We start from the raw sequence: 12,699 nt of genomic DNA, 5'->3' as shown, positions 1-12,699 counted from the left end.
GGTCACCGGCACGCCGGTCGCGACGAGTTATAACTATATTAGTGGCTTGAGAAATAAATCTAGAACTATTTTGTTACGTTCGCCGGAAAAAGTCCTACCGCTAGGTTCACGCTTTCCTGCGCCCAAGGTGCTGGGCCAACGGCACCATGTACACCGGTACCGGCGACAGCTGCAGCAGCCGCACCGCAGTACGGCCGATCGGCACATCCACCCCCGCGCCCGCGCTATGGCTGCCAAAGATCAGCAGATCGACCGACAGCCGTTGCGCCTGCTCGAGGATCACCTGGGCAGGATCGCCCTGGCGCACCCGCACCGCACGGATCAACGCCAGGTCCGCCGGTTCGCTCATCTCGTCACGAAAGTTTTCCAGTACTCGCTGCTCGATATTGGCCATGACCGTGGTGACGCCCTCGCTGTGCAGCGCATCGAGGGTCTGTTCGTCGAGGTAACTCTGCAGCAGCGATTCGGCGAACTGGCCCATGGGCTCCACGGCGTGGATCACATACAGTTCTGCGTTGAAGGTCCGTGCCAGGGCCAGGGCGTGCTGCATGACGAAGGGCGCATAGACACCGAGGTCGGTGGCAAACAGCATGGAACGGATCATTCGACCTCCTCGACTGCCGTGACGGCAGAGCAAGCTTGAGCTTAGCAGCGCCATCGACCATCGCCTGGCCGTCTGGCGCACGGCAGCCGCGGGCTTCAGGCCTGCCGGCTGCGCCGGTCGATGAACGCCAGGGCCTGGTACAACGCCTCCATGCGCGGCAGCGCGCATCCAGCCGCCTGCGCCCGGGCCAACGGCTCGGCGTAGATCGCCTGCAACTCCAGCGGCCGCTGCTGGACGTGGTCGTGGTACATGCTCGGCCAGTAGTCCGGCATCTTTTCGGTAACCCGGAACAAGTGGTCAGCGTAACCCTCTGGCAGTTCATGACCGCACGCCCGAGCCCCCGCCACGACTTCCGCCATCAACGCCTGGATCAGCGCACGACTGTCGACATCGGCCATCAAGGGCGTGGTGCTGGCCTGCAGCAACACCGACAAGCCGTTGTAGGGGACATTCCACACCAGTTTCTGCCAGCGCGCCTGGTTGAGATCGGCCATGGCCTGGGAGTCGATGCCCGCCGCGCGGAACAGTTCGGCGCCCTGCTCCACCACGGCGGCGCCGCCGTCCGGGGCCGGGCCACTGTGGTACCCCAGGTTCACCGCGCCCAGCGACTGGTGGCGGATCTCGCCGGGCCCCTCGCGGTTGACGCAAATAAAGCACAGGCCGCCGAGCAGGTGCAGGTCCGGGCGCAAGGCCGGGCGCAACTGCTCCTCGACGCCGAGGCCGTTCTGCAGCAACACCACCCGGGCGTCGGGCGCCGCGGCCTGCACGATCAAGGGCGCAAGTTCGGCGTTGCTGGTGGCCTTGGCGCCCACCAGCAACCAGTCGCAGCGCGGCATGTCGGCGGCACGGGCGTACGCCTGCACCGGCATCCGCACCTGGCCATGCACCGCGCTGTCGAGGCTCAGCCCCTGCTTGCGCACGGCCTCGTATTCGCTGCGCAGCAGAAAGTGCACGTCAAAACCTGCGCGAGCCAACATCAGGCCGTAGAAACCACCAATTGCGCCGCTGCCGATGATGCCGATGCGGGGTTTGCCAATGCCGGGGTCGAGGGACGCCATGCCGTGCTCCTGATCAAGAGTCATTATTGTCGGTCTGCCACTATACGCGGGTGCTCGCCTGCACGGCCAAATGCCCCGTCACCGGCAAAAACCCCGGCTCAGCGGCCCCAGCCCATTGTCGCGCCCCCGCTAACGCGCTAAGGTTCGGCCTCCCCGCTGCGAACAATCTGCTGCTGGGCCGCACGGGGATCGCTGGCGGCCGGCACCCGTGACCTGACGAGTAACACGATGGCTGACTTACCGATCGATGACCTTAACGTTGCCTCCAACGAGACCTTGATCACCCCCGATCAGCTCAAGAAGGAAATCCCCCTCAGCGCCAAGGCCCTGCAGACCGTGACTGCCGGCCGCGAAGTGGTGCGCAACATCCTCGACGGCAAGGATCATCGCCTGTTCGTGGTGGTCGGCCCCTGCTCGATCCACGACATCAAGGCCGCCCACGAGTATGCCGAGCGCCTGAAGGTACTGGCCGAGGAAGTTTCCGACACCCTGTACCTGGTCATGCGCGTGTACTTCGAGAAGCCACGCACCACCGTCGGCTGGAAAGGCCTGATCAACGACCCGTACCTGGACGACTCGTTCAAGATCCAGGACGGCCTGCACATCGGTCGTCAACTGCTGCTGGACCTGGCCGAGAAGGGCCTGCCCACCGCCACCGAAGCGCTCGACCCTATCTCCCCGCAATACCTGCAGGACCTGATCAGCTGGTCGGCCATCGGTGCCCGCACCACCGAATCGCAGACCCACCGCGAGATGGCCTCGGGCCTGTCCTCGGCGGTCGGCTTCAAGAACGGTACCGATGGCGGCCTGACCGTGGCCATCAACGCCTTGCAGTCGGTGTCCAAGCCGCACCGTTTCCTGGGCATCAACCAGGAAGGCGGCGTATCCATCGTCACCACCAAGGGCAACGCCTATGGCCACGTGGTACTGCGTGGCGGCAACGGCAAGCCCAACTATGACTCGGTCAGCGTCGCCCTGTGCGAGCAGGACCTGGCCAAGGCCAAGATCAAGGCCAACATCATGGTCGACTGCAGCCACGCCAACTCCAACAAGGACCCGGCCCTGCAGCCGTTGGTCATGGAAAACGTGGCCAACCAGATCCTCGAAGGCAACCAGTCGATCATCGGCCTGATGGTCGAGAGCCACCTGAACTGGGGCTGCCAGGCCATTCCAAAGAACCTCGAGGAGCTGCAGTACGGCGTATCCGTCACCGATGCCTGCATCGACTGGGCGGCCACCGAGAAGACCCTGCGCAGCATGCACGCCAAGCTCAAGGACGTGCTGCCCAAGCGCCAGCGCGGCTGAAACCCGCACACATGAAAACGCCGGGCAATGCCCGGCGTTTTCATGTGTGCGTTGCGCTCAAGCCTTGCTGGAGTGGCGCTGCTGGCGTTCCATGTAGCGCTCGACATAGGAACACGACGGGATCACGGTGTAGCCCATCTGTTCGGCGTAGTCCAGCGCCTTCTCGGTGAGCGCGGCAGCGATCCCGCGCCCGCGCAAGGCGTTGGGAACGAAGGTGCGGTAGATGTCCAGCGTCTGCTTGCCCAGGTCCATGTACGTAAGGTACGCCCGGTGACCGTCCACGGTGGTCTCGAACTGATGACCGGCCTGGTCATGGTGGATGGTCAGCGTCTCGCTCATCACTACTCCTCGCAGGTCTTGTCGGCAGACCCTTACCTTACCGATGGGATTTATCCGGCGAAGGAACCTCTACGCCACCTGTTGCCCTTGGACAGCAGGACGATCTGGACGTTCTGTGTCGATGGCACCCTCAAATAGTAGGCGCCGCCAACAAGAATGCTCAAGCCGCCAGGAATGAAAATGCTGACAGCTACCTGCTTCTGGTGCGACAACAGCAACCGGATGTTCTTGGGCTAAGACGCCGGGCGACAGTTAAAGTCACCCTTAGTTCAACAAAAAAGTTCCTGTACTACAGACGCTTGCGGAGGCTGATCAAGATTTTCACACTTTGTTTACAAAGCCCGTCGCGGGAGCCGCCCGCCGCATTTTTTTTGCAGTTCTTGCGCTTAGTCAGTTTACTTACTACAAGTAATGGGTACTATGTACGCCGGCCAGTTTCTCTTTTCCGAGAGATGGCTCTTTAATAGAAAGTCCTTGAAGGGGAACACGATGAACAACGTTCTGAAATTCTCTGCTCTGGCTCTGGCCGCAGTTCTGGCTACCGGTTGCAGCAGCGTATCCAAAGAAACCGAAGCTCGCCTGACTGCTACCGAAGACGCAGCAGCTCGCGCTCAGGCTCGTGCAGACGAAGCCTACCGCAAAGCTGACGACGCTCTGGCAGCTGCTCAGAAGGCTCAGCAGACCGCTGACGAAGCCAACGAGCGCGCTCTGCGCATGCTGGACAAAGCCAGCCGCAAGTAATAATCCTCGCGGATTGTTATGGAGCCGACCCACTTGTGGGTCGGCTTTTTTGTTGCCTTGAAAAAGGCCTCCTGCACATGCGAAAAGGCCCGCACTGAGGCGGGCCTTGGGCAAGTAGCGGACGGCTTACTGCAGTTCGGGCGGGATGCTCGAGACCATCGGCGCGGCCCCGCCATTGACTGGCACGGCAATCTCGACCGGCATGCCATCTTCGGCGGCAACCACGTCGCGAACCATGTCCCAGTTCATGCGCAAGTTGTTGGCCAGGTCTTCACGCTTGAGCAGGGCATTGATCACCGCGGTGTGCTTGTCGACCACCGATGGGTTGCCATGGTCATCCAGCGGCGTGTGCGCCTCCAGATAAACCTTGCCGCCACTGATGCCGAACTTGTATGGCTCGTTGATGATACGCACCGGCGTACCCACCGGAACCATCTTCGACAGTTCCAGCACATTGTTGTTGAGCATTCGGAAGCAGCCGTGGCTGGTGCGCATGCCGATGCCGAACTTCTTGTTCGAACCATGGATCAGGTAGCCCGGCACGCCCAGGGTGAACTTGAAAGGCCCCAGCGGATTGTCAGGACCCGCCGGCACCACGGTGGGCAGGATATCGCCATCGGCAGCATGTTCGGCACGAATCGAGGCGGGCGGCGTCCAGGTCGGGTTCGGGGTCTTGGCGGTGATCTTGGTGTTGGCGATCGGTGAACCCCAGCCCTCACGACCGATACCCAGCGGGAAGGTGTGCACCACGCCCTGCCCTTTCGGGTAGTAATACAAGCGGTACTCGGCGAGGTTGATGACGATGCCTTCGCGCGGGCCCGGCGGCAGAATGTACCGGGTGGGGAGAATGATCTCGGTGCCCGCGCCCGGCAGCCAGGGGTCGACCCCGGGGTTGGCGGCGATCATTTCCAGGTAGCCCAGGTCATTGGCGGTACCGATGTCGGCAAAGGTGTCCTCGTACTTGGCCTTGATCGTCTGGACCTGCCCAACGACATCCTCCCCGGGAGGTGGCAGCGGCAGCTCCAGCGCAACAGCGGGGCCTGTCGCCAGCAAGGCGGCCAGGGTCAGGCTACGGGTGACGGCAGGAAAGCGCGACAACATCCGGGAAATCCTTCGAAAGGTCAGTCAAGGGAATCGATTGTACACCCGCGTGCAATCCAACGGGAGGCATTGCCAGGGGACAACCGTTTCAGATGATGAAAGGTGCTCAGAGTTCCGGCCACACCGGACGCATGCCACGGCGCTGGGCATCGAGAATTACCCGGCACAGCGGACACAGGCGCTCGTCCCGGTATATCGCGCGCTCGACGCCCGACCAGCGGGGCTGCGCCGGCAGCAGGCCGCCACACAAGGTACGATCGACAGGCACGCCCAGCTCGAGCTGGCGAGCGGCCAGGTGGATGCGCACTTCCTGGCAGGCAAACAGGTCGAGCTGCTCATCAGGCTCGATCAGTTGGTAGGCGTACAGGGACCAGGCGGGGCGCGGCATTGGGGGCACTCGAAACGGGGGGCGCAACATTAGCCGAAAGCGGCCCCCGATAAAAGCGTCACAGCAAGGGTTTTATCGTCGGCCAGGCATTTTCCAGCAAGCGCTGCTGGGCGGCCGCGGCTGGATGGATGCCATCGGCCTGCATCAGCTCCGGCACCCCGCCCACGCCTTCGAGGAAGAACGGCACCAGCGGCACCTTTTTATCCGCGGCCAGCTGTTCATAGACCTGGGCGAACGCCGTGGTGTAACGCACGCCATAGTTCGGCGGCAGGCGCATGCCCAGCAGCACCACCTTGGCCCCGGCCTGGCGGGACTGATCGATCATCGATGCAAGATTCTGTTGCAATTGCTGCGCAGGCTGCCCGCGCAGGCCATCGTTGCCACCCAGCTCCAGCACCACCAGGTCCGGCTTGTGCGCTGCAAGCAGCGCCGGCAGCCGCGCCTGGCCACCTGCACTGGTGTCGCCGCTGATCGAGGCATTGACCACCTGGTCGTCGAAACCCTCCTTCTCCAGCTGCTGTTGCAGCAGGTTGACCCAGCCCTGGCGGGTATCCAGGCCAAAACCGGCGCTGATACTATCGCCGACGACCAGCAACGTTCCCGCCGCCGCGCCCTGGGCCAGGCAACACAGGGCCAGACCGGCACTCAACCACCAATTTCGCATCGGATTCTCCATGGGCCCCAGCATTCTCGTTGCGCAGAACCTTAGCAAAGTGGTCCCCAGCGCGGAAGGCGACCTGACCATCCTTCACGCCCTCTCCCTCGACCTCGCCCAGGGCGACAGCCTGGCCATCATCGGCGCCTCCGGCTCCGGCAAGTCGACGCTGCTGGGCCTGCTCGCCGGCCTCGACCGGCCCAGCGCCGGCAAGGTGGTGCTGGCCGGCCACGACCTCGGCCCGCTCGACGAGGACCAGCGCGCGCGGGTGCGCGCCGAGCACGTAGGCTTCGTGTTCCAGTCGTTCCAGTTGCTCGACAGCCTCAACGCCCTGGAGAACGTCATGCTGCCACTGGAGCTCGATGGCCGCCGGGATGCCCGTGAGCATGCCCGCAGCCTGCTCGAGCGCGTCGGCCTGGGCAAACGCCTGAGCCATACGCCGCGCCAGCTCTCCGGTGGCGAACAGCAGCGCGTGGCGATCGCCCGGGCCTTCGCTGCGCAGCCAGCGGTATTGTTCGCCGACGAGCCCACCGGCAACCTCGACAGCCACACCGGCGAGCGCATCAGCGACCTGTTGTTCGAGCTGAACCAGGAGCGCGGCACCACCCTGGTACTGGTGACCCACGACGAGCGCCTGGCCAAGCGCTGCCATCGCCTGATCCGCCTGGATGCCGGTCGCCTGGTGGCGCCCCTGGAGCCCTGATGACCCGTCTATCGTTCCCGCGCCTGTGCGCCCTTGCGCTACGTCAGCTGCTGCGCGATGCCCGCGCCAGCGAAGTCCGCGTGCTGTTCTTCGCCCTGCTGGTGGCGGTGGCGGCCAGTACCGCGATCGGCTATTTCGGCGCTCGCCTCAATGGCGCCATGCAACTGCGCGCCAGCGAGTTCCTCGCCGCCGATCTGGTCCTGCAGGGCAGCGCCGAGCCCGGCGATGCACAGATCGCCAGCGGCACGGCGCTGGGCCTGCGCCATGCGCGGGTGGTGGAGTTCACCAGCGTGGTCGGCGGCGACAGCGGCATCCAGCTTTCCAGCATCAAGGCGGCCGACCCCGCCTATCCTCTGCGCGGCCAACTGCGTAGCGCGGCGGCGCCCTACGCCGAGGAAACGCCCGGCGGCGGTCCCGCGCCGGGCGAGGCCTGGGTCGAACCGCGCCTGCTCGCGGCGCTGGGCCTGGCCATCGGCGACAGCATCGACGTGGGCATGAAGACGCTGCGCATGAGCCGCGTGCTGACCTACGAGCCCGACCGCGCCAACAATTTCTACAGCCTGACGCCACGGGTGCTGATGAACCTTGCCGACCTGGACGCCACCGGCGTCATCCAGCCCGGCAGCCGGGTCAGCTATCGAGATCTGTGGCGTGGCGATGTCGACGCCCTGCAACAGTATCGCCAGGATGCGCAAAAGACCCTGGCCGCCAACCAGCGCCTGCTCGATACCCGCGATGGCAACCGCCAGATCGGCGGCGCCCTGGGCAAGGCCGAGCGCTACCTGAACATGGCGAGCCTGGTGGCAGTGCTGCTGGCTGGCGTCGCCGTGGCCCTATCGGCCAGCCGCTACGCTGCCAGGCGCCTGGATGCCAGCGCCCTGCTGCGCTGCCTGGGACTGTCCCGGCATCAGGCCCTTGGCCTGTACAGCCTGCAACTGGCCATGCTCGGCGCGGCCGCCGCGCTGGCAGGCGCCCTGCTCGGCTGGCTGGCGCAACTGGGGCTGTTCCACCTGCTCGAAGGCCTGCTGCCGAGCCAGGTGCCACCCGGTGGTCTCACCCCAGCGCTGGCCGGTATCGGCACTGGCCTGGTGGCCCTGGCCGGCTTCGCCCTGCCGCCGCTGGCAGCCCTTGGCCGCGTGCCGCCGCTGCGCGTGCTGCGGCGCGACCTGCTGCCACTGCCGCCGAGCAGCTGGCTGGTATACGGCGCGGCGCTGTTCGCTCTGGGCCTGATCATGTGGCGACTGAGCCTGGATCTGCTGCTGACCTTCGCCCTGCTCGGCGGCGGACTGATCGCCGCGCTGTTCCTGGGCGGATTGCTGTTGCTCGGTTTGCGCAGCCTGCGCCGGCTGCTGGCCGACGCGCCGCTGGCCTGGCGCCTGGGGCTCGGGCAACTGCTGCGCCACCCGCTGGCAGCTGCCGGCCAGGCCCTGGCCTTCGGCCTGATCCTGCTGGCGATGGGGCTGGTCGCCCTGCTGCGGGCGGAGCTGCTCGATACCTGGCAGGCACAATTGCCCAAGGACGCGCCCAACCATTTCGCCCTGAACATCCTGCCCGACGAGCGCCAGCCATTCGCCGAGCACCTGGCCCGTATCAACGCCACCGCCGCGCCGCTGTACCCGGTGATTCCAGGCCGCCTGACACATATCAACGAGCAGCCGGTACGCCAGCTGGTCAGCAAGGAGTCCACCGGCGAGCGCGCCATCCAGCGCGACCTCAGCCTGACCTGGGCGGCCGAACTGCCCCAGGGTAACGCCCTGAGCGCTGGCCAGTGGTGGCAACAGGCGCCCGCCGGCGATGAAGTGCCCGGGGTTTCCGTGGAGGCGGAGCTGGCGCAGAGCCTGCACCTACAACTGGGCGACCTGCTGACCTTCGACATCGGCGGCCAGCAGCGCCAGGCGCGGGTCAGCAGCCTGCGCAGCGTGCACTGGGACAGCTTCCAGCCCAACTTCTACATGATCTTCCAGCCAGGCACCCTGCAAGGCCTGCCCACCACCTACCTCACCAGCTTCTACCTGGCGCCGGGCCACGACCAGGAGATCGTCGCGTTGTCCCGGGCCTTCCCGGCGGTGACCGTGCTGCAGGTCGACGCGCTGCTGGCGCAGCTGCGCAGCATCCTCGCCCAGGTCACCCTGGCGGTGGAGTACGTGCTGCTGTTCGTGCTGGCGGCAGGACTGGCGGTGCTGTTTGCCGGCCTGCAGGCGACCCTCGACGAACGCATTCGCCAGGGTGCCCTGCTGCGGGCGCTGGGGGCGGCGCGCCCGTTGCTGGTCAAGGCACGACGCATCGAGTTCGGCCTGCTCGGCGCGGCCAGCGGCGTGCTGGCGGCGCTGGGTTGCGAGCTGATCACCTGGGCGCTGTACCGCTATGCTTTCGACCTGCACTGGGCACCCCATCCGTGGCTGCTGGCGTTGCCGCTGGCCGGGGCGGTGCTGGTAGGCGGAGCCGGGGTGGTCGGCACGCGTCGCGCGCTCAATGCAAGTCCGTTGGCGGTGTTGCGCGAGGGGTGAAAATGAAGCCTTGCGCAGTGATCGGAGGCTTACGCTTTCTCCTGTAGGAGCGGCCTTGTGTCGCGAAAGGGCTGCGAAGCAGCCCCGGGATATCAGCACCAAGGCAACGATTGCTGGGGCCGCTGCGCGGCCCTTTCGCGACACAAGGCCGCTCCTACAGAAATCGCCAGCTAGAGGTTGTAGCGGATACTGTTCACATACCAGGTCGCCTCGCCCGTGGGCGTGTGCACCAGCACCTCGTCACCCTCCTCTTTCTTGAGCAAGGCGCGGGCCATGGGCGAGTCGATGGAGATGTAGTCGTTGCGCCCATGGATCTCGTCATAGCCGACGATGCGAAAGCGCAACTGCTCACCGTCGTCGTTCTCGATTTCCACCCAGGCGCCGAAGAACACCTTGCCTTCCTGCTGGGGTGAATACGCGACCACCTTGACGTCTTCCAGGCGCTTGCGCAGGTAACGCACGCGCCGGTCGATCTCGCGCAGGAGCTTCTTGTTGTACTGGTAGTCGGCATTCTCGCTGCGATCGCCCAGCGATGCGGCCCAGGTGACCTTCTGGGTGATTTCCGGGCGATAGACCCGCCACAGATGATCGAGCTCCTTCTTCAGGGCTGCATGACCTTCGGTGGTGATGATGTTGGTGCTCAACGACTGCCTCCTCAGTGCATCGGCACGGGCGCCAGGCACCCGCCGAGCGTCCGAGCTTAGCGAAATCGCGGCGAGTCGTTCAACGCCGGGTGATCAGACCCTGGCGCGCGATACGGGTCAGCTGGCCGATGACCTCGGCGGCGTCCTCGGCCGCAGGTGCCTGGATCACGGCCAGGTCGAACCGGTCGTTGCCGTATTGGTCGAGCTGTTCACAGCTGTCGGAGAACTGGATGAGGAAGGCACAGGCCTGGCCCTTGCGTCGGGAAAAGCCGTCGAGATTGCGCAAAAGCGTGGGTTGATGCTGGCCGCCGAGCAGGATGCGCGGGGTACGGGAGGCCTGGTTCTTGGCCAGGGGGGTCAAGCAGACACTGGTACGTGGGCAACTCATGGAGTCTCTCTCCGCCTCGCTGATCCCGCTGGGCAGCGGTGGGAGGCGTCACCGAACCAGCGCTTTAGCGGTATTTCGGAGACCCCGGGGGCATCTCCTGCGCCCCGCAAGTAGCTGTTTAAATCGGCGCAGTCGGTATGCTAGAGCCTGACGCATCAAGTTACAAGCGCTTGTGCAAAAGCAATCGCGGGACAGGCCCGCTCCCACAATCTTCGTGGGAGCGGGCCTGTCCCGCGATCGATGATCAGCGTGCGATCAGACGATCCAGCGATAGGCGGCCCGCACCCTCGATCAGCACTGCCACGGTACCGGCCATCAGTGCCAGGGCGAACTCATAACCGTTGTTGGACATGAACAAGCCATTGCCGATGTGCACCGAGAAGATCGCCACCACCAGTGTCACGGTCAGTGCCAGTGCCGCCGGGCGGGCCAGCAGGCCGACCACCAGCGCCAGCCCGCCGAAGAACTCTGCGCTGCCCGACAGCAGGGCCATCAGGTAGCCTGGCGCCAGGCCGATGCTTTCCATCCATTGGCCGGTGCCTTCCAGGCCATAGCCACCGAACAGGCCAAACAGTTTCTGCGCACCATGGGCCATGAAGATGATGCCGACCAGGATGCGGATGACGCTCAGGCCGTAACCGGCGCGGGTGGAGAACAGGGCTTTGAGGGAGTGGTTCATGTCGTGCTTCCTTGTTTGAGCAGGTGTGTGTGCAATGGGCGCCATAATAATCAATTAATCGAATAGTAAAATCGCAATTTATGCGTTAAAAACATCTAATAAATAGATTTGTTTAGCGCTTGGCCACCCGCTCCAGGGAAGCCCGCTCGCGATTGAACGCGAGGTAGTACTTGTTCACGCTGTTGACGAAATTCACCGGCCCCATGCCCACTTGCTCCATGGCGACCCGTTCGGTCTGGAAGAACCACTGGTTGCCATTGAGCCCTCGCCGCCGGGCTTCGGCACGCATGGCTTGTACCCGCTCCGGCCCCAGGTTGTAGGCGGCCAGGATAAAGGCCATGCGCTCACGCTCGTTGAGCACGGGGCTGGAGAAGAACTTGCGACGGATCAACGCCAGGTAGCGCGCACTGGCCTGGACATTGCCGTCCACAGTGGCGGTGTTGCTCACCCCGACCCGCTGGGCCGCCGCCGGGGTGATCTGCATCAGCCCATGGGCACCGCCGACACCGCGCGCCTGGGGATTGAGCGTGGACTCCTTGAACGCCAGCGCCGCCAGGTTCAACCAGTCGAACTGCTGGTCACCGCCGTGCTTCTGCAATACCGGGCGCAGCGAGACCAGACGCTGGCGGTCCTTGCTGGCCAATGGGTTGTGCACCCGATACTGGCGCCGGTAGATACGCTCGAAAGCCGCGTCCTGGTTATCCGGGGCGCGGTAGGTGGCGAGAAAGCGGTCCACCGCCGCGCGGAACATCGGCGCGTCCTGCCGTACATACCAGCGCATGGCTCCCGGCTGGGCCAGGTGCACCTTGCTGTCCACCCGCAGGCGCGGCATCACCCGCGCCCAACGCTGGGCGATCGGGCGCTCCACCACGGTCAGCGGGTAGATACCGGCCTGAACCATCTCCAGCACATCCTCGACGGCCAGCGTCGGATCGACCCACTCCACCTTGATCGGCGCCCGCTTGCGCAATGCCAACTGCTGGTTGAGGACCTGGATCGCCGCCCCGGCGGCACTGGCGCTGGTCAGGGCGATGGTACGCCCGGACAGTTGCTCGACCCGGTTGTAACCGCGCCCGCCCTTGCGCCCCACCAGTTGCAAGGGCACCTGGTCGACCACCGGGGCGCTGGCGTCGACGCCGCGCACCACGCTCGGATCGAGCAGTTCGCCCGGCGCGGCAAGATCGCCCTCGCCTCGCTGCAGCGCCCCGAGCAATTGCTCCTTGGCCCGTGGAATGATCTTCAGGGTGATTTCCTGCCCATCGGCCACCCGGGCATTGAGGTAATGCTCCAGGGCCCGCAATCGATAGTACTCGACGCCCACCGGCTCGCCCTTGACCTCGCCGGAGCTGTTGCGGCTCTGGTTGACCAGCACCCGCAGGACCTTGCTCGAACGGATCTGCGCCAGGTCACGCGCCTGGCTGGCGGGCACATGCTGTTGCGGGCCGGTTTCACGGGCGATGACCGGCCCGGTGACCAGCAGTCCGGACAGCAACAGAATCGTCAGCAGGGTTCGCAGCATGAGGGAGAGGGTCCAAGGGTGGTTGGCAGGCACCATGCGCAGTGATCATCCGTGACAAATGACGGCAA

14 protein-coding genes are annotated in these 12,699 nt (G+C 64.9%); 4 read left to right on the top strand and 10 right to left on the bottom strand.

Annotation, left to right across the window (positions count from 1 at the left end; translation table 11 throughout):
* Positions 1-106: 106 nt before the first annotated feature.
* Both ACYUME_RS09265 and ACYUME_RS09260 read right to left on the bottom strand, forming a co-directional pair.
* Entirely contained in the window at positions 107-604 is a 498-nt protein-coding gene (locus ACYUME_RS09265; protein WP_279885669.1) for a universal stress protein, read from the bottom strand.
* 95 nt (positions 605-699) lie between these two features.
* On the bottom strand, positions 700-1,662 hold the full coding sequence (locus ACYUME_RS09260) for a putative 2-dehydropantoate 2-reductase (RefSeq protein WP_460418645.1): 963 nt from the start codon (positions 1,660-1,662) through the stop codon (positions 700-702).
* 228 nt (positions 1,663-1,890) lie between these two features.
* Between ACYUME_RS09260 and ACYUME_RS09255 the strand changes: the two genes are divergently transcribed.
* Complete coding sequence (locus tag ACYUME_RS09255; RefSeq protein ID WP_279885672.1) at positions 1,891-2,967, top strand: 3-deoxy-7-phosphoheptulonate synthase; 1,077 nt, start codon at positions 1,891-1,893, stop codon at positions 2,965-2,967.
* A gap of 57 nt (positions 2,968-3,024) precedes the next feature.
* Here ACYUME_RS09255 and ACYUME_RS09250 read toward each other — a convergent pair whose 3' ends face one another.
* Entirely contained in the window at positions 3,025-3,306 is a 282-nt protein-coding gene (locus ACYUME_RS09250) for a GNAT family N-acetyltransferase (protein ID WP_279885674.1), read from the bottom strand.
* A 489-nt stretch (positions 3,307-3,795) separates the two neighbouring features.
* Here ACYUME_RS09250 and oprI point away from each other — a divergent pair, with 489 nt between their 5' ends.
* Positions 3,796-4,047, top strand: coding sequence for an outer membrane lipoprotei OprI (gene oprI, locus ACYUME_RS09245; RefSeq protein WP_003259780.1), 252 nt, complete (start codon positions 3,796-3,798; stop codon positions 4,045-4,047).
* Positions 4,048-4,173: 126 nt separating this feature from the next.
* On the opposite strand, the gene ACYUME_RS09240 is transcribed toward oprI, so the two are convergent.
* From ACYUME_RS09240 to ACYUME_RS09230, 3 genes are all read right to left on the bottom strand, one after another.
* Positions 4,174-5,148 carry a L,D-transpeptidase family protein gene (locus tag ACYUME_RS09240; RefSeq protein WP_279885675.1) on the bottom strand — a complete coding sequence of 325 codons (975 nt, stop codon included), beginning with the start codon at positions 5,146-5,148 and terminating at the stop codon, positions 4,174-4,176.
* Positions 5,149-5,254: 106 nt separating this feature from the next.
* Positions 5,255-5,536: a hypothetical protein gene (locus ACYUME_RS09235; protein ID WP_460418644.1), complete on the bottom strand. Its 282-nt coding sequence runs from the start codon at positions 5,534-5,536 to the stop codon at positions 5,255-5,257.
* A gap of 58 nt (positions 5,537-5,594) precedes the next feature.
* Positions 5,595-6,200 (bottom strand): arylesterase, encoded by a 606-nt coding sequence (locus tag ACYUME_RS09230; protein WP_460418643.1) that lies wholly within the window; start codon positions 6,198-6,200, stop codon positions 5,595-5,597.
* Between the two features lie 10 nt (positions 6,201-6,210).
* On the opposite strand from ACYUME_RS09230, the gene ACYUME_RS09225 reads away from it, so the two are divergent.
* Entirely contained in the window at positions 6,211-6,894 is a 684-nt protein-coding gene (locus ACYUME_RS09225) for an ABC transporter ATP-binding protein (RefSeq protein ID WP_279885679.1), read from the top strand.
* Complete coding sequence (locus ACYUME_RS09220) at positions 6,894-9,401, top strand: ABC transporter permease (protein WP_460418642.1); 2,508 nt, start codon at positions 6,894-6,896, stop codon at positions 9,399-9,401. The genes ACYUME_RS09225 and ACYUME_RS09220 overlap by 1 nt, the downstream gene beginning before the upstream one ends.
* Before the next feature lie 170 nt (positions 9,402-9,571).
* Here ACYUME_RS09220 and greB read toward each other — a convergent pair whose 3' ends face one another.
* The 4 genes from greB to ACYUME_RS09200 all read right to left on the bottom strand — a co-directional run bounded on the left by greB (position 9,572) and on the right by ACYUME_RS09200 (position 12,631).
* Positions 9,572-10,045 carry a transcription elongation factor GreB gene (greB, locus tag ACYUME_RS09215; protein ID WP_460418641.1) on the bottom strand — a complete coding sequence of 158 codons (474 nt, stop codon included), beginning with the start codon at positions 10,043-10,045 and terminating at the stop codon, positions 9,572-9,574.
* A gap of 79 nt (positions 10,046-10,124) precedes the next feature.
* Positions 10,125-10,433 carry a hypothetical protein gene (locus ACYUME_RS09210; protein ID WP_279885685.1) on the bottom strand — a complete coding sequence of 103 codons (309 nt, stop codon included), beginning with the start codon at positions 10,431-10,433 and terminating at the stop codon, positions 10,125-10,127.
* 244 nt (positions 10,434-10,677) lie between these two features.
* Entirely contained in the window at positions 10,678-11,112 is a 435-nt protein-coding gene (locus ACYUME_RS09205; protein WP_279885687.1) for a DoxX family protein, read from the bottom strand.
* 112 nt (positions 11,113-11,224) lie between these two features.
* On the bottom strand, positions 11,225-12,631 hold the full coding sequence (locus ACYUME_RS09200) for an MltF family protein (RefSeq protein ID WP_460418640.1): 1,407 nt from the start codon (positions 12,629-12,631) through the stop codon (positions 11,225-11,227).
* Positions 12,632-12,699: the final 68 nt, after the last annotated feature.

The sequence above is a fragment of the Pseudomonas sp. microsymbiont 2 genome, from assembly GCF_054788395.1.
This window is presented reverse-complemented; position numbering and strand designations above follow the sequence as displayed.